This window comes from Pantoea sp. WMus005 (genome assembly GCF_013415305.1).
Taxonomy (GTDB): domain Bacteria; phylum Pseudomonadota; class Gammaproteobacteria; order Enterobacterales; family Enterobacteriaceae; genus Pantoea; species Pantoea rara.
This window is the reverse complement of record NZ_JACBXU010000004.1, coordinates 242,365-261,592: the sequence shown is the minus strand read 5'-3', so window position 1 is coordinate 261,592 and position 19,228 is coordinate 242,365. Positions and strand designations below refer to the sequence as shown.

Genomic DNA, 19,228 nt, shown 5'->3' with positions numbered 1-19,228 from the left:
ACCGCAGAAAAATGGGAGGTTGATCACAAGACTTTTGCTGTGGCAGCAACAATACGCCGGTTTATGGCACCATCGATTGGCAAACTCATCATCAAAACATCAAAGAAAAAAACCAGAATGAAAAAAATCGTCCTCGCATTGTTGCTGGCCAGTGGTGCTGTCCAGGCACAATCTCATCTCGACACCATTCTCAGTTCTAAAACGCTTAAGGTCTGCACCACCGGCGATTACAAGCCTTACAGCTATCTGCGATCCGATGGTCAGTATGAAGGGCTGGATATCAGCATGGCGAACGCGCTGGCGACTTCACTTGGTGCAAAAGTGCAGTGGGTGCCGACCACCTGGAAAACCCTGATGCCCGATTTTCTGGCAAAGCAGTGTGATATCGCCGTGGGTGGCGTCTCTGTCACGCTAAAACGCCAGCAGACTGCCTGGTTTGCCCGGCCACTGGATGCAGACGGCAAAATCCCGCTGGTTCGCTGCACGGATAAAGATCGCTTCCAGACCATCGAAGAGCTTAACCGGCCTGACGTGCGGCTGATTGAACCGGCAGGCGGCACCAACGAAGCCTTTGTACACAGCCATCTGCCGAAAGCCTCACTGACGCTGTTTCACGATAACGTCACCATCTTCCAGCAACTGGTGGATAACAAGGCGGATGTGATGATCACCGATGCCTCTGAAGCGCGTTTTCAGCAGCAGCATTACCCGACGCTCTGTGCGATCAATCCCGACAAACCGCTACAGTATGGCGAGAAGGCTTATATGATTCCGCGTGACGATATCAGCTGGAAGCTCTATGTCGATCAGTGGGTGCATCTCAGCACCGCCACAGGTGAATATGGTGACATTGCCCGCCAGTGGATGGGCGCAAAGTCCTGATTCACTTCCACAGACAGGTCAGGCACTTGCCGGTCTGAATCCGGCGTCCCTCCGGCACCTTAAATCGCGTAGCGGGACGCCCCTTGTCCCGCGCTTCCCCTGTGACTAACACCAGCGAATAAGGTACTATCCTCGCCAAACCACCGCCGGGTGTCCCGCCGTTGTGGGTCACGATGTGAGGATGAGAAATTCATGAGTGAACTGACGCAGGATGGTGCAGAGCGTCTTGCCCTGCATACCTTTACCGAGGATGCGTATTTAAAATATTCGATGTACGTCATCATGGACCGCGCGTTGCCTTATATCGGCGACGGGCTTAAGCCTGTACAGCGACGCATTATCTACGCGATGTCAGAACTGGGTCTCAATGCCAACGCCAAATTTAAAAAATCGGCGCGTACCGTAGGTGATGTACTGGGTAAATACCATCCACACGGTGACAGCGCCTGCTATGAAGCAATGGTATTGATGGCGCAACCGTTCTCCTACCGTTATCCGCTGGTGGATGGGCAGGGTAACTGGGGAGCACCGGATGACCCTAAGTCGTTTGCAGCGATGCGTTACACCGAATCCCGTCTATCCAAATATGCCGAGCTGTTATTAGGTGAGTTAGGCCAGGGAACGGTGGAATATCAGCCGAATTTTGACGGCACGCTGCAGGAGCCGAAAATTCTGCCGGCGCGCCTGCCCAATATTCTGCTCAATGGCACCACCGGTATTGCCGTCGGCATGGCGACTGATATTCCGCCACACAACCTGCGTGAAGTGGCTCAGGCTGCTATTGCGCTGATCGATTCGCCGAAAACCACGCTGGAACAGCTGCTGGATATTGTCCAGGGGCCTGATTACCCGACCGAGGCGGAGATCATTACGCCGCGTGACGAGATCCGCAAAATGTATCAGACCGGTCGCGGCTCTATTCGCCAGCGTGCGGTATGGAAGAAGGAAGAGGGCGAGGCGGTGATCACCGCGCTGCCACATCAGGTTTCAGGCGCGCGCGTGCTGGAGCAGATTGCTAACCAGATGCGCAATAAAAAGCTGCCGATGGTGGAGGATTTGCGTGATGAATCGGATCACGAGAACCCGACCCGCCTGGTCATCGTGCCGCGCTCCAACCGCGTCGATCTCGATCAGGTGATGAATCATCTGTTCGCCACCACCGATCTTGAGAAGAGCTACCGCGTTAACCTCAACATGATCGGGCTGGATAACCGTCCGGCGGTGAAAAACCTGCATGAGATCCTGACCGAATGGCTGGTGTTCCGTCGCGATACGGTCAAACGCCGTCTTAACTACCGACTGGATCGGGTGCTGCGTCGCCTGCATATCCTTGAAGGTTTGCTGGTTGCGTTCCTGAACATTGATGAAGTCATCGAGATCATCCGTGCTGAGGATGAGCCTAAGCCGGTTCTCATGTCGCGTTTTGGCATCAGCGAAACTCAGGCCGAATCGATCCTCGAGCTGAAGTTGCGCCACCTGGCAAAACTGGAAGAGATGAAGATTCGTGGCGAGCAGGCGGATCTGGAAAAAGAGCGCGATCAGCTGCAGGCTACGCTGGCCTCTGAACGCAAGATGAATACCCTGCTGAAAAAAGAGTTACAGGCTGACAGCGCCAGTTACGGCGATGATCGTCGTTCGCCACTGCGTGAGCGTGAAGAAGCCAAAGCCCTGAGCGAAACCGAGCTGGTGCCGTCTGAACCGGTCACTATTGTGCTGTCGCAGATGGGCTGGGTGCGCAGCGCCAAAGGTCACGATATCGATCCGGCCGGCCTGAGCTATAAAGCGGGCGACAGCTATCTGGCTGCGGCACGCGGTAAGAGCAACCAGCCGGTGGCCTTTATTGACTCTACCGGCCGCAGCTACACACTGGATCCAACGTCGCTGCCTTCCGCGCGTGGGCAGGGCGAGCCGCTAACCGGCAAACTGACTCCACCGCCAGGTGCGGTGGTTGAACAGGTGCTGATGGAGCCGGATGACCAGCGTCTGCTCATGGCCTCTGATGCAGGCTACGGCTTTATCTGTACTTTCAACGATCTGGTATCACGTAACCGCGCCGGTAAAGCGCTGCTGACGCTGCCGGAAAATGCCCGCGTGATGACACCGATGGCAGTGCATCATGAAGATGACATGCTGCTGGCGATTACGCAGGCGGGCCGGATGCTGATGTTCCCGGTGGGCGAGCTGCCGCAGATGTCGAAAGGCAAGGGCAACAAAATCATCTCGATTCCGTCAGCGGAAGCGGCGGCTGGTCAGGATAAACTGGCCTGGCTGATGATCCTGCCGCCAGGCAGCGCGATTACACTGCACGTGGGCAAGCGTAAAATGTTGCTGCGCAGTGAAGAACTACAGAAATTCCGCGCCGATCGCGGACGTCGCGGTACGCTGTTACCGCGCGGCCTGCAAAAAATTGATCGTGTTGAACTGGATGCGCCTGCGCGTCCGGCGAGCCCGGATAGCGAAGCGTAAACTACCCGGCTGACCCTGCGTCAGCCGTGGCTCAATGAGGGAACTATGTTACTGATTCTGCGTGCCATTATCGTCGTCATTTATTCGATCCTAATCTGTATCTTTGGCTGTATCTGGTGTCTTTTTTCACCACGTGATCCGCGCCACGTCGCGACTTTTGGTCGTCTGTTTGGCAAATTGTCGACGGTATTTGGCCTTAAAGTAGAGCTGCGCAGACCGGAAGGCGCAGAGAATTATGGTAATGCGATCTACATCGCCAACCATCAGAACAATTATGACATGGTCACGGCGGCCAAAATGGTTCAGCCCTATACGGTCACCGTGGGCAAGAAGAGCCTGCTGTGGGTGCCGTTTTTTGGCCTGCTCTACTGGCTGACCGGTAACCTGCTGATTGACCGCGATGACCGTGCTAAAGCGCGCGGCACCATTGGTGAGCTGGTGGATCAGTTCAACAGTAAGCGTATCTCGATCTGGATGTTCCCGGAAGGAACGCGCAGTCGTGGTCGTGGCTTGCTGCCGTTTAAAACCGGGGCTTTCCATGCAGCCGTGGCGGCGGGCGTACCGATCATTCCGATCGTGGTCTCAAACACCCATGGCAAGATCAATCTCAACCGCTGGAACAACGGCCTGGTCATTGTTGAGATGCTGCCACCGGTTGATGTAAAAGCGTTTGAGTCCTCGTCGGTGCGTAAGCTGGCCACGCACTGTCGCGAACAGATGGCGGCGAAGCTGGAAGAGCTGAACGCCGAAGTCGCAGAACGCGAAAAAAACGGAAAAATCTGACCGGCGAACCACTCGCCGAACTATCCTGCATGGATGCCGCACGGCGGGCCTTCTCCGGCTCGCCGTGAACGCAGCACAGCAAATCAGAGCAATAAAAACAGGGTCGGCGCTTAGCGCCACGCGTAAAGGGTCAGAAGTTTTATGTCTTTCAGCAGACGTCAGTTCATCCAGCTTTCTGCCGGAGCGGCGCTTAGCGCCAGTGTACTACCTCATGCGGCGCACGCCGCTTCTTCAGCTAATGGCGATACGCCACTTCCGATTCCGCCGTTGCTGGAATCCCGTCGCGGCCAGCCGTTGTTTCTGACGATGCAGCGCAGCCACTGGTCTTTTAATGGCGACAATAACAAAGTGCCGGTATGGGGCATCAACGGCCTCTACCTTGGCCCGACCGTTCGGGTATACAGCGGCGACGACGTTAAACTGATCTACAGCAACCGTCTGAATGAGCCTGTCTCAATGACCATCAGCGGCCTGCAGTTGCCGGGTGCACTGATGGGAGGTGCGCCGCGTATGATGTCGGCCGGTGTCGACTGGTCGCCGGTGCTGCCGATTCGTCAGGCGGCTGCAACCTGCTGGTATCATGCCAACACCCCAAACCGCATGGCTCCGCACATCTACAACGGTCTGGCGGGCATGTGGCTGGTGGAAGATGATATCGGCCGGCAGCTACCGCTGCCGAAGCATTACGGCGTCGATGACTTCCCGATTATCATTCAGGACAAACGGCTCGATAACTTTGCCACGCCGGTCTATGACCCGCCGCAGGATGGCGGCTTCCTGGGCGACACGCTGCTGGTAAATGGCGTGCGCAATCCGTTTGTGGAAGTGTCACGCGGCTGGGTGCGTCTGCGCTTGCTGAACGCGTCAAATGCGCGCCGCTATGAGATGGTGCTCAGCGACAACCGTCCATTTATGGTCATTGCCAGCGATCAGGGCTATCTGCCTGCACCGGTGGCGGTGCAGCGTCTGTCACTGGCGCCGGGCGAACGCCGTGAAGTACTGGTAGATATGTCGCAGGGCGATGAAGTGTCGATTACTGCGGGGGCGGCGGCGGGCATTATGGATCGGCTGCGCGGTTTCTTTGAGCCATCCTCAATTCTTACCTCTACCCTGATCCTGACACTGCGACCTACCGGCTTGCTGCCGCTGGTGACAGATAATCTGCCAATGCGACTGCTGGCCGATCAGATTCTGGATGGCGTGGCGGTTCGCACCCGTGAATTCCGCATCGGTGACAGCATGCCGGGCATTAACGGCGCGCTCTGGGATGTGAACCGCATCGACACCACCACGCAGCAGGGCACCTTTGAGCGCTGGATTCTGCACGCTGATCGGCCTCAGGCGCTGCATATTCAGGGCGTGATGTTCCTGATTAAAAGTGTCAATGGGGCTCAGCCGATGGGTGAAGATCGTGGCTGGAAAGATACGGTGTGGGTCGATGGCAGCGTGGAACTGCTGGTTACCTTCCCGCAAAGTTCGTCCGATCACTTCCCGTTCGTCTACTACAGTCAGACGCTGGAACTGGCCGACCGCGGGACAGCGGGCCAACTGGTGGTGCAACCCACCGCATAGCAGCGCGGTCAGGCGGAAAGAACCCGACTGACCGCGTTAATCGCTTTCTGTCCTGCAGCAGCAGGGCAGAGCGTGTCAGATCACTCTGACTTTAGTTAAAGGTTTCCGGGTCCGGCCCCAGACGATTGCCGCTGTCCAGTTTCGCAATATCACTCACTTCATGCTTATCCAGACGGAAGTCGAACACCTTAAAGTTTTCTTCGATACGCGCTGGCGTTACCGACTTCGGAATCACTACCAGGCCGCTATCCAGATGCCAGCGGATCACGATCTGCGCCGGTGTCTTGCCATATTTCTGCGCCAGCGACTTAATGATGTCCTGATCGAAAACGCCTTTACCACCCTGTGCCAGCGGACTCCATGATTCGGTCTGGATCTGATGCAGTGCGTTCCACGCGTGCAGCGTGCGCTGCTGCAGCATCGGGTGCAGCTCGATCTGGTTCACGACTGGCGTCACACCTGTTTCATCCAGCAGGCGCTTCAGGTGCGCTTCATGGAAGTTACAGACACCGATGCTTTTGGTCAGACCCTGCTGCTGCAGTTCGATCATCTTCTTCCAGGCATCAACATAATTGTCTTTCTCCGGGCACGGCCAGTGCATCAGATAGAGATCAACCTGATCCAGCTTCAGTTTCTCCAGGCTGGTTTCCATCGCCTGCTGAACGTTCTGTTGATCGTCATTCCACAGTTTGGTGGTCACGAAAATCTCTTCACGCGGCACGTCGGTTTCCTGCAGTGCCTGACCAATCGCCTCTTCATTCTTATAGGCGGCGGCGGTATCGATTGAGCGATAGCCGACCTCAAGCGCTTTCAGCACCGCATGGCGCGCATCTTCAATGCTGGCCTGCCACACACCGAGTCCGAGTTGCGGCATCATATTGCCATCGCGCAGTTTGATAATGGGTTGGTCTGCCATAGTTGCTCCTTTCCGTTGCGGTTAATCCGTGAGATTTCACTGTGCTTAAGTCTAGCCAACAATTGTCAGCCTGCTCAGCTCTTGTCACAACAGCAGTTCTGCAGGCATGCCCGATTCAGTAAATTTCTTGCCTGATTCTCCAGATTGCTGGCGATTCAGGCATTCACGGGGCACACTGGCTTTTTGTCCGAAACAGGAGTCGCTATGGCGCATGATGCACTGTGTCACCGGCTGGCACAGCAGGTAGTCACCTTAATGACCCACGGTCACGACCGTCTTTGTCCGGTCGAAAATGTGTCACTGATTTATGCGAATCAGTATCGTCCCCGCACGCCAATGATGTATCAGCCCGGCATTGTGATCCTGTTTCAGGGCAGCAAAACCGGCTATCTCGGCAGCACCGTATTTCAGTATGACGCCAGCAAGTATCTGATGCTCACCGTGCCACTCCCGGTGGAGTGCGAAACCTGGGCCTCACCGGAGATACCCATTGCCGGACTGTGCCTTAACGTCGATACCGCCAGCCTGCAGGATCTGCTGATTGAAATCGGCGATGACGATCAGTTTCAGCCGCAGCCGCAGACGTCGGGCATTCATTCCGCATGGCTGACGGAACCGATGCTATGTGCCGCTGAGCGGCTGCTGGATGTGATGACCCAGCCGCGTGATGCGCGTGTACTGGGGCCGCACATCGTGCGGGAGATTATCTACTATGTGCTGACCGGCCCGATTGGCGGCGCGCTGCTCTCTCTCGTGAGCCGACAGACGCAGTTCAGCCTGATCGCGCGTGCCCTGCGGCGAATCGAGAATCACTATGCGGAGAACCTCAGCGTCGATACGCTGGCGGCAGAAGTGAACATGAGCGTTTCAGCCTTTCACCATAACTTCAAAACGGTAACGCAGACCTCGCCGTTGCAGTATCTCAAGCGCTATCGCCTGCATCAGGCGCGATTGCTGATGCTGCACGATGGACTGAAAGCGAGTGCGGCGGCGGTGCGGGTTGGCTATGAAAGCCCTTCACAGTTTTCGCGGGAGTTTAAACGCTACTTTGGCGTAACGCCGGGGGAAGAGGTCAATCGTGTCAGACAGACAGTAGCAGACCCGTCCGCCTGAGTGGCGGCGGGTCAGTGTGCTAAGCGCGTCAGGCCCGTTTCTGCCGACGCTGTTTCCAGATCACCAGAATGCTGCCGAACAGGCCGAGCACCAGCAACACCATCGGCAGTATCATCAGAATTGCCATCACCTGATCTTCATGACGCTTGATGAACGGCACCTGGCTAATGCCATAGCCAAAGGTCACGACAATGCCGACCCACAACATGCCGCTGAGCCAGTTAAACAGCTGGAAGCGACCATTCTGTAAACCAGCAATGCCTGCCATAGTCGGCAGGATGGTGCGGATAAAAGCGAGGAAACGGCCGACCAGCAGCGCCATCAGACCGTGACGATTAAACATATTCCAGGCACGCTGGTGATACTGCGCGGGCAGATGCATCAGCCAGCTCTTCACCAGTCGCGTATTGCCCAGCCAGCGGCCCTGCAGATAGCTCAGCCAGCAGCCGAGGCTGGCGGCCGTCGTCAGGATCACCATGGTCGGTACAAAATCCATCACCCCTTTAGCCACCATCGCGCCTGCCAGCAGAAGCAGACTGTCGCCCGGCAGGAAAGAGGCGGGTAACAGACCATTTTCCAGAAACAGCGTCAGAAACATCACGCCATACACCACCCACACCACATCCGGATTTGCCAGCGCAGCAAAATCCTGATGCCAGAGCGCCTGGACAATCTCGTGTAAAACACCCATTAGCGATTCCATCACGTCACAAGGAACATTCCGTCTGCGTTCAGACAGCTCAGTGATCTCACTGACAACCTGAACGATGCGGGATAAATTTTAACAATAAATAGGGCGTTGCCCGGCAAACTCTGCGGGCCACCGCAACCCGGTTTATCTTTTGTTTACTTTCTGATGCGCTGACTCAGCGCATCAGGCGTTCAAAACCGGCCTCCAGGTCAGCCAGCAGGTCATCAACATGCTCCAGGCCAATATGCAGCCGCACCAGCGTGCCGGTGAAATCCACGCCGCCCGCCGGACGAATCTCTGCCAGCTCTTCCGGCTGATTGGCCAGGATCAGCGATTCATAGCCGCCCCAGGAGTAAGCCATGCTGAAATGATGGAAGTGATCGAGATATTCCGCCAGCTTGGGCGCGTCTAATTTTTCCTGCAGGATAAATGAGAACAGGCCGCTGCTACCGTTAAAATCGCGCTGCCAGAATTCATGGCCTTTACTTTGCGCCAGCGCCGGATGATTCACCCTTGCCACGTCGGGACGCGCCGCCAGCCACTCAGCCACCTGAATCGCGCTCTCTTCATGCTGACGGAGACGGGTGCCCAGCGTACGCAGACCCCGGCTCGCCATGTAGGCGCTATCGGCATCGACCATCTGGCCCATCAGATAGGAGTTCTCGCGCAGCTGATCGATGCAGCGTGCATTGGCGACTGCGGTGCCAATCATCGCATCGCTGTGACCAATCAGATATTTGGTGCCGGCCTGAATAGAAATATCGATACCGTGCGCCAGCGCGTTGAACAGAATACCGGCCGCCCAGGTGTTGTCGATCATGATGATCGCTTCAGGCGCTTTGGCACGAACCGCCGCCACAATGGCCGGAATATCCTGAACTTCCATGGTAATTGAGGCAGGCGACTCCAGGAAAACCACCCGGGTGTTGGGCTGCACCAGTGCACCAATTTCACTGCCGATGCAGTGATCGAACCAGCCCGTTGTCACCTGCAGCTTAGCCAGGATTTTCGTGCAAAAGTCCTGCGTCGGTTCATAGACCGCACCGCTCATCAGCACGTGGTCGCCCGCTTCGACAAAGGCCAGAATCGCGTTCGCCACGGCAGCCGCGCCGCAGGGGTAGAGGACGCAGCCTGCGCCGCCTTCCAGCTCGGTCATCGCATCCTGCAACGCGAAGTGCGTCAGGGTGCCACGACGGCCATAAAAGAGTTCACCTTTTGCCCGACCGGCGGTGGCGCGTTTTTTTTCCGCGACCGTATCAAAAACCAGCGAGGAGGCCCGTTGAATCACGCTGTTCACCGAGCCCTGGGTATAACGCTTGCTGCGTCCTGCACTGACGAGCGTGGTATCAATTTTTCTGGTGGTCATGAGTCGCCTTTACCGCTTCAGACTAAGCCCTCACGTTACCACGAAACAGCCAGCAGGGTTGAGATTCAATGGTGATTATCAGAGTGCGCCGCAGGAAAAAAAGGCCCGCAAGCGGGCCCGTTTTCATTGTCTTACATCACGCCCATCAGGCGCGGTAACCAGAGCGAAATGGCGGGAATATAGGTAATCAGCATCAAAACAATAAACAGCATGCCGTAGAAGGGCAGCATCGCGCTCACCACCTGTTCAATCTTCTGCTTACTGACGGCGCTGGCGACAAACAGCACCGTGCCGACCGGCGGGGTTATCAGACCGATTCCGAGATTGGTCAGCATGATCATGCCGAAGTGCACCGGATCGATGCCCAGTGAGGTCGCCACCGGCAGCAATACGGGTGTAAGAATCAGAATCAGTGGTGCCATGTCCATCAGCGTACCCACCACCAGCAGCAGGATGTTGATGCACATCAGAATCACATATTTATTACTGGAGAGGCTAGTAAAGGCTTCGGTGATCATCGTCGGCAGTTGCATGAACGTCATCACCGCGCCAAACCCGGCCGCGAAGGCGATCAGCACCATCACGATGGTGACGGTTTTAATGGTACGGAACAGCAGGATATGCAGCTGATTCCATTTGAAGTCGCGATAGATAAACATGGTAACGAAGAAGGCCCAGATACAGGCGATCGCCGCAGATTCTGAAGCGGTGAAAATACCGGAGAGGATCCCACCCATAATGATGACGACGGTGAACAGGCCCCAGAACGCGTCGAAGAAAATCTTCAGCGCCTGACGAAACGGGATGCGCTCGCCTTTGGGGTAGCCACGTTTGTGCGCGAAACCGAGACACATCACCATCAGGCAGCCCCCCAGCATCAGTCCCGGCAGGATACCCGCGACAAACAGTGAGGAGATGGTGACCAGACCGCCAGTCGCCAGCGAGTAAATCACCGAGTTATGGCTGGGCGGCGTCAGCACCGCCTGCACGGAGCCGCTGGCGGTCACCGCCGCGGCAAAATCGCGTGGATAGCCTTTCTCCTCCATCTGCGGAATCATCACCGATCCAATCGAGGCGGTATCCGCCACCGACGACCCGGAGATGGCGCCAAAGAAGGTTGAGGCAACGATGTTAACCAGCGAGAGGCCGCCGCGAATAAAGCCGACAAAGATATAGGCGAAGTTGACCAGCCGCCGGGCAATGCCACCTTCCGCCATGATCGCACCTGCGAGGATAAAGAACGGGATGGTCAGCAGCGAAAATTTGTTAATCCCATTGGTAATCTGGATCACCACCGCTTCCAGCGGCAGATCGATCCACCAGGCACCGATAAAGGCGCTCAGGCCGACCGCAAAGGCGACCGGAAAACCCACTAACAGCAACACCAGCAAACTGCCTATCAAGATTAATGCATCCATCTTCTGCTCCGGATTAGTGGGTGCCGCCCAGTGTGACAATAGGCCGCTGACTTTGATCGCCGGTCAGCAATCGTTCAATGACAAACAGCAGGGTGAAGAGGGCACCAATCGGGATCGGCAGATACATCTCGCCGTAGGTCACCGCTGGAAGGGAAGCGAGCGTCTGCACCCACATTGCTTCGCACAGGCTGTAGCTGGCCTGAAAGATCACCAGACAGGTGATGATCATCAGCAGATCGCAGACCCTTAGCATCAGACGCTGCCGGGCAGGTGACAGACGATCCGTAACCATTGACACGCATATATGGGTTCCGGCACGAAAGCCGACCGGCGCACCGATAAAGGTAAAAATGATCATGCAGATAATGGCGACCGGCTCAGGCCAGGAGAGCGCGCCGTTCATCACGTAGCGGGCGAAGATCCCAATCGGGATTACCGTCACCATGATCAACAGCGCTACGGCGGCCACCAGCATACAGAGCAGATAAAGCCCATCCATCAGACGCGTATAAGCAGACATAGTTGATCCCTGATTAAGTACGCCACACAACAGTGTGGCGTCTGGGTTATTTCACCTCAGCGATCCGGGTCATCAGATCCTGATATTTGCCGCCAAACTGATCGCGCACTGGCTGGGTCGCTTTAACGAAGTAGTCGCGGTCTGTCTGCTGGAAGGTCACGCCGCCCGCCTTCATTTTGGCAATCGACTGTTCGGTGTAGGTCGCCCAGAGCTGGCGCTCCTCATCCTGCGCCTCTTTGCCGAGTTTCTTCAGCAGTGCCTGATCCTCGGGCTTCAGACGATCCCAGGCGCGCTTTGAAAACAGGATCATCTCTGGCTGGATAAAGTGGCCGGTGAGGGTGTAGTACTTCGCGACCGGCATGTAGTTATGAGCAACAAAGGTGGGTGGGTTGTTCTCGGTGCCATCAACCACGCCGGTCTGCATCGCACTGAACACTTCACTGACGCCCATCGCCACCGGATTCGCGCCCATCGCTTTCAGCGTCGCCAGTGAGATAGCGCTGTTCTGAACCCGGATCTTCATGCCTTTGAGATCGTCCGGTTTTGCCAGTGGCTTCTTGGTAATCATGTTACGCTCACCGGCATCGGTCCAGCCCAGGAACACCATGCGGGCATTGGAATCTTTGTCGAACTTGTCAGCAATGTCGCGGCCTATCTCGCCATCCAGCACTTTGTGCATGTGGTCAACGTCGCGGAAAATGTAGGGCAGGGTGAGCACGCTGGTTTCCGGAGCAATCGAGGTGACCGGCGCCAGCGAGACCCGGATCATATCAATGGCACCCAGCTGCACCTGTTGCAGCGTCTGATCTTCATCGCCCAGCACGCCACCGGCGTAGAGCTTCATCTCCAGCCGTCCATCGGTGGCCTGTTTCAGTTTGTCACCCATGTGTTGCAGGGCGACCACAGTGGGATAGCCGGCAGGCTGGACTTCAGCCACTTTAATCACCTGTGCCGTGGCGGTGGCGCTGATCATCATCGCCGCCAGGGCACTGGCCAGGCATGTTTTCGTCATTCTCATTATATTGTCTCCCGCAGAGGTAGGACGGCCTGGAGTCTGGGCTAACCGCACAGGGCCGTGTGCAGCCAGCATAGTGAAAACGCGTCTGAGTAAAATGCAGCAATGCTGATTGAATGAATCACGTCACATTTTGAAACGTTGTTTTAATAAATTTTCATGCAACTTCACATTTTCGAAACATCCCTGAAAAAAGTGTTTAAACAAGGTCAATGGGAGGTCAATAACGGCGATTGGGTTTGTAAATACTAATGAGAACTACTATCAATTCGCCGCTATTTTGCTATTATTCGCGCTTGTTTCGCATCCCTGAATCAGAAGTTGGAGAAGCAGCGTGGTAGCCAGTGATTTGATGCAAACGGACCTCTCCGTTTGGGGCATGTATCAACATGCCGATATCGTGGTAAAGGTGGTCATGATTGGCCTGTTGTTGGCCTCAGTGGTGACCTGGGCGATCTTCTTCGGCAAATATGCCGAACTCAGCGCCGCTAAACGCCGTCTGAAGCGTGAGCAACTGGCACTGGGCGAAGCCCGCAGTCTCAATGACGCCGCCCGCATTGCTCAGTCGTTTACCGGCCACAGCCACAGCATCGTGCTGCTGAACGATGCGCAGAATGAGCTTGAACTTTCGGCGGGCGTGGAAGACACCAACGGCATTAAAGATCGCACCAGTTTCCGTCTTGAGCGTCGCGTTGCTGCTTTCAGCCGTCATGCAGGCCGTGGCAATGGCTTCCTGGCAACCATCGGTTCTGTCGCCCCGTTTATCGGCCTGTTCGGCACCGTCTGGGGCATTATGAACAGCTTTATCGGCATCGCGAAAACCCAGACCACCAACCTTGCGGTAGTGGCTCCGGGTATCGCCGAAGCGCTGCTGGCGACGGCGGTGGGCCTGGTGGCCGCCATCCCGGCCGTCGTGATCTACAACATCTTTGCCCGCATGATCGCTAACTATAAAGCCTCGCTGGGTGATGTCGCCGCTCAGGTGATGCTGCTGCAGAGTCGTGATATCGACCTGGGCACCGTCGCCACCGACGTTCCGCGTCCTGCGACCGCTCAGAAACTGCGTTTAGGGTAAGTTGTTATGGCAATGCGATTAAACGACGATCTGGAAACCGACGGTGAAATGCATGAAATCAACGTGACGCCGTTTATCGACGTCATGCTGGTGCTGCTGATCATTTTTATGGTGGCCGCGCCGCTGGCTACGGTCGACGTACGTGTCAATCTGCCCGCCTCAACCAGCGCCCCGCAGCCGCGACCAGAGAAGCCGGTATACCTGTCGATTAAAGCGGATAAGCAGCTTTACGTCGGTAACGATCAGGTCACGCCGGATTCGCTGGTGAACGTGCTGACCAGCCAGACTCAGGGCAACAAAGAGACCACCATTTTCTTCCAGGCGGATAAGTCGGTGGATTATGAAACGCTGATGAGCGTGATGGACAAGCTGCGGACAGCGGGCTATCTGAAAATTGGTCTGATGGGCATGGAAACCGTGAAGAAATAGCGTGTTATCCGGCACGAATAAAAGGCGACTGCTCAGGTCGCCTTTTTTTATACTCGCGCGCCAGCCAGATAAAATCAGGAAGATCGTCGGCCAGACTGATCACTTATGCTGCCCGATCTGAATTGTTAATTGGTTGTTACTTATGTACATAGATTTGTAAAGTGCAATGGTGACTCTGGTCACATTAATCCTGCTTCAGGCAGGCTAAAACGGCTAAAAAACAACAGGAAGCCGTTATGAGTCACACCCCGTCTTTACAAAACCCACCGAAAAGTGCCGCCCGAACCATTTTCACCGTCACCAGTGGTAACTTCCTGGAGATGTACGATTTCATGGTGTTCGGCTACTACGCGACCGCCATTTCAAAAACCTTCTTCCCTGGTGATGACCCGTTTGCCTCCCTGATGCTGACCCTGATGACCTTTGGTGCTGGCTTTCTTATGCGCCCATTGGGGGCGATCATTCTGGGGGCTTACATCGACCATCATGGTCGTCGTAAAGGCCTGTTACTGACGCTGGGCCTGATGGCGATAGGTACCCTGACCATTGCGGTGGTGCCAGGCTATGCCACGCTGGGCGTGGCAGCGCCCATTCTGATCCTGCTGGGACGACTGCTGCAGGGCTTCTCGGCGGGCGTTGAGCTGGGCGGGGTGTCGGTCTATCTGGCCGAAGTCGCGCCCGAAGGACGCAAAGGCTTCTTCGTCAGCTGGCAGTCGGGCAGTCAGCAGATTGCGGTGATCTTTGCTGCGCTGCTGGGTCTGATGCTGAATCATCTGCTGGCGAAAGAGGCGGTGACGGAGTGGGGCTGGCGTATCCCGTTTGTGGTCGGCTGCCTGATTGTGCCGTTCCTGTTCTATATCCGCCGGATGCTGGAAGAGACTGAAGCGTTCAGCAAACGTAAACATCATCCGAGCATGACGGAAATCATGCGCTCAGTCGCCAGCAACTGGGCGCTGGTGCTGGCAGGAATGCTGATGGTGGTCACCACCACGGTCATGTTCTACATGATCACCGCTTTTACGCCGACCTTTGGCAAAACCGTGTTGATGATGAGTGACAAGCAGGCGTTTCTGGTGACGCTCTGTGTAGGTGTTTCCAATCTCTTCTGGCTGCCGCTGATGGGCGCGCTGTCGGACCGCGTCGGACGCCGTCCGTTGCTGATTGGCTTTACCCTGCTGATGATTGTCACCACCTGGCCGGTGCTGCACTGGATGGTGGGGTCGGCCAGCTTCGCCCACCTGCTGGAAGCGGAGCTGTGGCTGTCGTTCCTCTATGCCAGTTACAACGGTGCGATGGTGGTTTATCTGGCGGAGATTATGCCTGCCGAGGTGCGCGCAGCCGGTTTCTCCATGGCCTATAGCCTGGCGACGGCACTGTTTGGCGGCTTCACGCCAGCTATCTCCAGCTATCTGATCCACGCCACGGGCGATAAAGCGATGCCTGGCGTCTGGCTGACCTTTGCTGCCGTCTGCGGGCTGATTGGTACGCTGCTGATTGGCCGGATGGTGAAGCAGTATCGGTTGCGTCATAACGGCACGACGGCGGTCAGCGCCTCACTTTAAAATGACAAATCGACCACCACGCTGTCGCTGTAGTTTCCCGCAGGCGGCGTGTTCTGAGTGGTCAGGATGCGCGCGGTGTAATTAAAGCCGCGCGTCAGTCCATCTGTGGATACCGCCGTCGAGGTGGTGCTGCTCCAGCGTTCCGTGCCCGTTGGTCCCCAGCGATTGCTGGTGGTGCCCTGGTAAATTTCATAGCTCAGACGATTCGTCCCGCTCGCCATATTTCTGACGCTGCCCACCGGATAGCTGCCATTGCTCAGCCCGACGGTATAGGTGCTGCCTTTACTGCACAGCACATTGATGGTCTGCGATACGGCAGAGAAGCTGCCCACCAGCGGCGCGCTGCCAAAGCTGATATTGGGCGCCGTAATCGTGGTGCAATCATTGGTGAGGATAACGGTGATGTTAATCGGGATCACGCCGCTGCCATTCTGCTCGTTTAAACAGAAATTGACGACATTGACACTGGTGCAGATGCGGTAAGTCACCGCCATATTCAGCGTGACGGTATAGGTACCCGCGGCCACCACCTGACCGGGCACGGTACGCAGATAAACCGGAATCGCGAAGTTAAGGCTGCCCAGCAGACCGGCCAGATTAGCCAGGGTCTGGGAGCTATAAACAAACGGCGTGCCGCCAATGGTCAGTTCACCGGCACAGGCGCTGTCGGTGCAGAGCCGTACCGGCACATTATCGCTGCCGGTATCTCCGCTGCGCTTCAGGACGCCGCGCGTGCCGCTGATATTGGTCGCACTGGTCAGCTGAAATGTGATCTGGTTATTGCCGAGCAGCGACACCGCCGAGCCTGACCCACAGTTGACGTTGGCGTTGGTGGTGACCGAACTGACGGCAGTGTTCGCTACAAAGGTAGTAACCGATCCAAAGCTGGCGGTGGAGGCGGGCAGGGTGCAGGCAGCGTAACCCAGTGAAGGCAGTATCAGCAGCAGGCCAGCCAGTAACAGCGATTTCATCATGGTTGGGTTCCGGACGTAAAAGATTCAGCGGGAGAGGCGGCGCTGCCAGCGGCGGGCGCGGGCAGCGCACAGGTCAGGGGGCCGTAAGTTTTCAGCGCCTGCGGCTGACCGCTGGCGATGCGCAGTTCGGTTTCACAGTGGCGGCCATCGGGCGTCACCACCTTCACCGGATTACGAGCAGTGAGATTTTCCATCCAGACGATGCCATCCCAGCCAACATACTCGGTGGGGTGGTCAGGACGCTGCACCAGGCTTGAGACCGGCAGCGGCTCGCCCTGCGCATCGACCAGGATCACGCTGGCTGAACGCAGTTTCTCCACCGGGAAGTTAAGCAGGTAGCCGCTCTGACGTTTCACCGCAAAACGCTGCTCAACATGAGGCGTAGTCATATCGGCGGGCAGGTCGAGCGTGTCGATATCATATTTGGCCGGGTAGTAACTGCTGATGGCGGGCACCAGCAGATAGCCCTGCTGATTGGTGCGTCCCATCGACTGATTTTCATAGCGCACGTTCACGTCGGGATAGCGGGTTTTCACCAGCACAAAGGCGTCGTTGATGGCGTTTGCGGCAAAGACGCTGTTGTCCATTAACACCAGCGCGCCAGAGAGATCAGCCCACTGCGTCAGGTTGTCATTATCGCCGTAGAAGCCGCCGGAGGTGTCGATCTGGTTGTTGCGATAGCGCAGACTACCCTGACGGTAATCACCGCTGTCACCGCTCTGATTCGCCCATGAGGCATCCCAGGCGAACCCGCCGTCGCTGGGCATGGCGCTGGAAGCATAGATACGCTGGCTGTCGCGGCCGCGCTGATCGCGTTCGGTGCTGATTGCCGCGCTGCCCTGTTCGCCAAACGGAATCACCAGCGAGAGGGCGCCGGTCCAGCGCTTCTCCTCCTGATCACGGCTGGCTGAGACATAGAGGCTGCTGTTGCCCCACAGATTTTTACTCCAGGAGAGGTTCCACAAGCGGGTACGATCGCCCTGGCCGTCGGTGATATCGATGAAGGCGGCACCGATGCTGCCAAAGCGGTTCAGTGAGACGCTGGCGCTGTACTGGGCACTGCGGCGCGACAGCGCGTAACGGCTATCCGCCTGGCTACCGGCACGGCTGCCGACCAGAGCCAGGTTGCCAAAGTCGCTGCTGCGCTGGGTCTGCTGCGTGCCGATGTTGAACCAGCGATTGTTGTACTGATAACCCCAGCTATATTGCCTGCCGCTTTCACCATCGAGCTGACTTTGCGCCACTGCGCCGTTAACCACACCCCAGCTGCCGACACGCAGCTGTCCCCCCAGCCCACCCATCGCCAGAGTTTCGCTGCCTTCGGCATGACTCTCCAGCGTCAGCCAGTCGGTCATGCCGTAGCGATATGAGCCGCTGGCGGCAGCCGCACCGTAATCGAAGTTTTTAAGGCCGTAGTTCTCGCGTATTGCTCCGGCAGAGAAGGCATAGTCCGACAACCCCGATTTCAGCAGGTTACTGGAGACGTAAAACGGCATGGTGGTGGTGACGCGTCGGCCCACCGCGTCGGTAGTGGTAATCACCGCGTCACCTGCGCCGTTAACGAACGGCACATTGGTCATCGACCAGGGGCCTGGCTGCACGTTTGCCTGGCTGGAACGATAGCCGTTGATAAAAAGATCGACAGTGGAGGGAACGGCGGCCTGGCCGGAAAAGGCGGGCAGCGGATAAGTCACCAGATCGGGACGGACGCTGAAGTCGCGACCGACGCGGATACCGCCGAGCCGCACGCTGCTGCTCCAGGCGAGCGAGTCAGTCACCAGATCGCCGACCCGCCAGCTCACCGCCGTGTTCTCATCTTCGTTACTCCACCAGCTGTCGTAGCGGATATAGCCGTTGTCCTGAGACGTCGTTCGGCCTTCCAGCTGCTGCTGCCAGACGCCGTTGGTGGAGAAGTGTCCGGCATCACCAAACAGCCGCAGTTCGTTTCCGGCAGCAAGTCGGGTGCCGGTGGTATCGGTGCGGCTGGCGTAGAGGTCGTAGTTGATCAGCGCACCGCTGCTGGTGCGCCCCGGATAGCGCGGCCCGTTCTTCGCCTCGCCAATCACCTGACCGGGCAGCCACTCAGGCGGCACGGTGAGCAGCAGTCGCTGCCGCGCAGCGTCATACTCCACCCTGACGGGTTGCAGGCTGCTGATATCCACCTGTTCCTGCTGACCCAGCTTATCCGGTGGCAGACCGGCACGCTGAAGATCGCCGCTGCGTAGCCAGAAATGACCGTCGCGCTGTTCGACCGGCACAATATTGCCGTTCTCCTGCTGGTTGATCACCAGCTCCAGCATATATTGCTGACCGCTGTTGCTGGTCTGCAGGCTGGGTGGCGGTGGCAGGGATGAGTAAGTCTCCGCCAGCGCAGGCTCCGGCGTAAAAGCGTAGATGACGCTGGCCACCGCCAGCGCGCAGGGATGCAGGGAAAAAGGTCTCATTC

At 56.9% G+C, this 19,228-nt stretch carries 16 protein-coding genes; 8 read left to right on the top strand and 8 right to left on the bottom strand.

Translation table 11 applies throughout. The annotated features are described in order from the left end of the window. Nucleotides 1–117 precede the first annotated feature (117 nt). The 4 genes from HZZ01_RS16045 (at nucleotide 118) to ftsP (ending at nucleotide 5,703) form a co-directional block, all read left to right on the top strand. A complete protein-coding gene (locus HZZ01_RS16045; RefSeq protein ID WP_255434279.1) occupies nucleotides 118–882 on the top strand; it encodes a transporter substrate-binding domain-containing protein in 765 nt (254 codons plus the stop codon). 192 nt (nucleotides 883–1,074) lie between these two features. Continuing rightward, on the top strand, nucleotides 1,075–3,348 hold the full coding sequence (gene parC / locus HZZ01_RS16040; RefSeq protein WP_179898571.1) for a DNA topoisomerase IV subunit A: 2,274 nt from the start codon (nucleotides 1,075–1,077) through the stop codon (nucleotides 3,346–3,348). Between the two features lie 45 nt (nucleotides 3,349–3,393). Next, nucleotides 3,394–4,131 carry a 1-acylglycerol-3-phosphate O-acyltransferase gene (locus HZZ01_RS16035; protein ID WP_136196741.1) on the top strand — a complete coding sequence of 246 codons (738 nt, stop codon included), beginning with the start codon at nucleotides 3,394–3,396 and terminating at the stop codon, nucleotides 4,129–4,131. Between the two features lie 141 nt (nucleotides 4,132–4,272). Next, a complete protein-coding gene (ftsP, locus tag HZZ01_RS16030) occupies nucleotides 4,273–5,703 on the top strand; it encodes a cell division protein FtsP (protein ID WP_179898570.1) in 1,431 nt (476 codons plus the stop codon). 91 nt (nucleotides 5,704–5,794) lie between these two features. On the opposite strand, the gene dkgA is transcribed toward ftsP, so the two are convergent. Beyond that, a complete protein-coding gene (gene dkgA, locus HZZ01_RS16025) occupies nucleotides 5,795–6,619 on the bottom strand; it encodes a 2,5-didehydrogluconate reductase DkgA (RefSeq protein ID WP_179898569.1) in 825 nt (274 codons plus the stop codon). A gap of 204 nt (nucleotides 6,620–6,823) precedes the next feature. Between dkgA and HZZ01_RS16020 the strand changes: the two genes are divergently transcribed. Further along, the gene (locus HZZ01_RS16020) at nucleotides 6,824–7,732 is read left to right on the top strand and encodes an AraC family transcriptional regulator (protein ID WP_136197350.1); all 909 of its coding nucleotides are present in this window, start codon (nucleotides 6,824–6,826) and stop codon (nucleotides 7,730–7,732) included. A 28-nt stretch (nucleotides 7,733–7,760) separates the two neighbouring features. On the opposite strand, the gene HZZ01_RS16015 is transcribed toward HZZ01_RS16020, so the two are convergent. From HZZ01_RS16015 to HZZ01_RS15995, 5 genes are all read right to left on the bottom strand, one after another. Then, nucleotides 7,761–8,423, bottom strand: coding sequence for a DedA family protein (locus tag HZZ01_RS16015; RefSeq protein WP_179898568.1), 663 nt, complete (start codon nucleotides 8,421–8,423; stop codon nucleotides 7,761–7,763). A gap of 175 nt (nucleotides 8,424–8,598) precedes the next feature. Next, nucleotides 8,599–9,789 (bottom strand): cystathionine beta-lyase, encoded by a 1,191-nt coding sequence (gene metC / locus HZZ01_RS16010; RefSeq protein ID WP_179898567.1) that lies wholly within the window; start codon nucleotides 9,787–9,789, stop codon nucleotides 8,599–8,601. A gap of 131 nt (nucleotides 9,790–9,920) precedes the next feature. Further along, the gene (locus HZZ01_RS16005; RefSeq protein ID WP_179898566.1) at nucleotides 9,921–11,207 is read right to left on the bottom strand and encodes a TRAP transporter large permease; all 1,287 of its coding nucleotides are present in this window, start codon (nucleotides 11,205–11,207) and stop codon (nucleotides 9,921–9,923) included. Between the two features lie 13 nt (nucleotides 11,208–11,220). Continuing rightward, nucleotides 11,221–11,727 carry a TRAP transporter small permease gene (locus tag HZZ01_RS16000; RefSeq protein WP_136197353.1) on the bottom strand — a complete coding sequence of 169 codons (507 nt, stop codon included), beginning with the start codon at nucleotides 11,725–11,727 and terminating at the stop codon, nucleotides 11,221–11,223. A 46-nt stretch (nucleotides 11,728–11,773) separates the two neighbouring features. Continuing rightward, nucleotides 11,774–12,745 carry a TRAP transporter substrate-binding protein gene (locus HZZ01_RS15995; RefSeq protein WP_179898565.1) on the bottom strand — a complete coding sequence of 324 codons (972 nt, stop codon included), beginning with the start codon at nucleotides 12,743–12,745 and terminating at the stop codon, nucleotides 11,774–11,776. 349 nt (nucleotides 12,746–13,094) lie between these two features. Here HZZ01_RS15995 and exbB point away from each other — a divergent pair, with 349 nt between their 5' ends. The 3 genes from exbB (at nucleotide 13,095) to HZZ01_RS15980 (ending at nucleotide 15,808) form a co-directional block, all read left to right on the top strand. Further along, nucleotides 13,095–13,817: a tol-pal system-associated acyl-CoA thioesterase gene (gene exbB, locus HZZ01_RS15990; protein ID WP_179898564.1), complete on the top strand. Its 723-nt coding sequence runs from the start codon at nucleotides 13,095–13,097 to the stop codon at nucleotides 13,815–13,817. Between the two features lie 6 nt (nucleotides 13,818–13,823). Next, nucleotides 13,824–14,246, top strand: a complete 423-nt coding sequence (gene exbD, locus HZZ01_RS15985; RefSeq protein WP_013359036.1) for a TonB system transport protein ExbD — start codon at nucleotides 13,824–13,826, stop codon at nucleotides 14,244–14,246. Between the two features lie 236 nt (nucleotides 14,247–14,482). Beyond that, nucleotides 14,483–15,808, top strand: a complete 1,326-nt coding sequence (locus HZZ01_RS15980) for an MFS transporter (protein WP_179898563.1) — start codon at nucleotides 14,483–14,485, stop codon at nucleotides 15,806–15,808. On the opposite strand, the gene HZZ01_RS15975 is transcribed toward HZZ01_RS15980, so the two are convergent. Both HZZ01_RS15975 and HZZ01_RS15970 read right to left on the bottom strand, forming a co-directional pair. After that, the gene (locus HZZ01_RS15975) at nucleotides 15,805–16,782 is read right to left on the bottom strand and encodes a spore coat U domain-containing protein (RefSeq protein ID WP_179898562.1); all 978 of its coding nucleotides are present in this window, start codon (nucleotides 16,780–16,782) and stop codon (nucleotides 15,805–15,807) included. The two genes, HZZ01_RS15980 and HZZ01_RS15975, sit on opposite strands and share 4 nt — an antisense overlap. After that, the gene (locus tag HZZ01_RS15970; protein ID WP_179898561.1) at nucleotides 16,779–19,226 is read right to left on the bottom strand and encodes a fimbria/pilus outer membrane usher protein; all 2,448 of its coding nucleotides are present in this window, start codon (nucleotides 19,224–19,226) and stop codon (nucleotides 16,779–16,781) included. Before HZZ01_RS15970 ends, HZZ01_RS15975 begins: the two co-directional genes overlap by 4 nt. Nucleotides 19,227–19,228 lie beyond the last annotated feature (2 nt).

Coding starts and splice junctions, on each gene's coding strand:
- HZZ01_RS16035 (WP_136196741.1), top strand. CDS start 3,394: ATGTTACTGATTCTGCGTGCCATTATCGTCGTCATTTATTCGATCCTA.
- HZZ01_RS16005 (WP_179898566.1), bottom strand. CDS start 11,207: ATGGATGCATTAATCTTGATAGGCAGTTTGCTGGTGTTGCTGTTAGTG.
- exbD (WP_013359036.1), top strand. CDS start 13,824: ATGGCAATGCGATTAAACGACGATCTGGAAACCGACGGTGAAATGCAT.
- exbB (WP_179898564.1), top strand. CDS start 13,095: ATGCAAACGGACCTCTCCGTTTGGGGCATGTATCAACATGCCGATATC.
- HZZ01_RS16045 (WP_255434279.1), top strand. CDS start 118: ATGAAAAAAATCGTCCTCGCATTGTTGCTGGCCAGTGGTGCTGTCCAG.
- HZZ01_RS16000 (WP_136197353.1), bottom strand. CDS start 11,727: ATGTCTGCTTATACGCGTCTGATGGATGGGCTTTATCTGCTCTGTATG.
- HZZ01_RS15975 (WP_179898562.1), bottom strand. CDS start 16,782: ATGATGAAATCGCTGTTACTGGCTGGCCTGCTGCTGATACTGCCTTCA.
- dkgA (WP_179898569.1), bottom strand. CDS start 6,619: ATGGCAGACCAACCCATTATCAAACTGCGCGATGGCAATATGATGCCG.
- HZZ01_RS15980 (WP_179898563.1), top strand. CDS start 14,483: ATGAGTCACACCCCGTCTTTACAAAACCCACCGAAAAGTGCCGCCCGA.
- HZZ01_RS16020 (WP_136197350.1), top strand. CDS start 6,824: ATGGCGCATGATGCACTGTGTCACCGGCTGGCACAGCAGGTAGTCACC.
- HZZ01_RS16015 (WP_179898568.1), bottom strand. CDS start 8,423: ATGGGTGTTTTACACGAGATTGTCCAGGCGCTCTGGCATCAGGATTTT.
- HZZ01_RS15970 (WP_179898561.1), bottom strand. CDS start 19,226: ATGAGACCTTTTTCCCTGCATCCCTGCGCGCTGGCGGTGGCCAGCGTC.
- parC (WP_179898571.1), top strand. CDS start 1,075: ATGAGTGAACTGACGCAGGATGGTGCAGAGCGTCTTGCCCTGCATACC.
- HZZ01_RS15995 (WP_179898565.1), bottom strand. CDS start 12,745: ATGAGAATGACGAAAACATGCCTGGCCAGTGCCCTGGCGGCGATGATG.
- metC (WP_179898567.1), bottom strand. CDS start 9,789: ATGACCACCAGAAAAATTGATACCACGCTCGTCAGTGCAGGACGCAGC.
- ftsP (WP_179898570.1), top strand. CDS start 4,273: ATGTCTTTCAGCAGACGTCAGTTCATCCAGCTTTCTGCCGGAGCGGCG.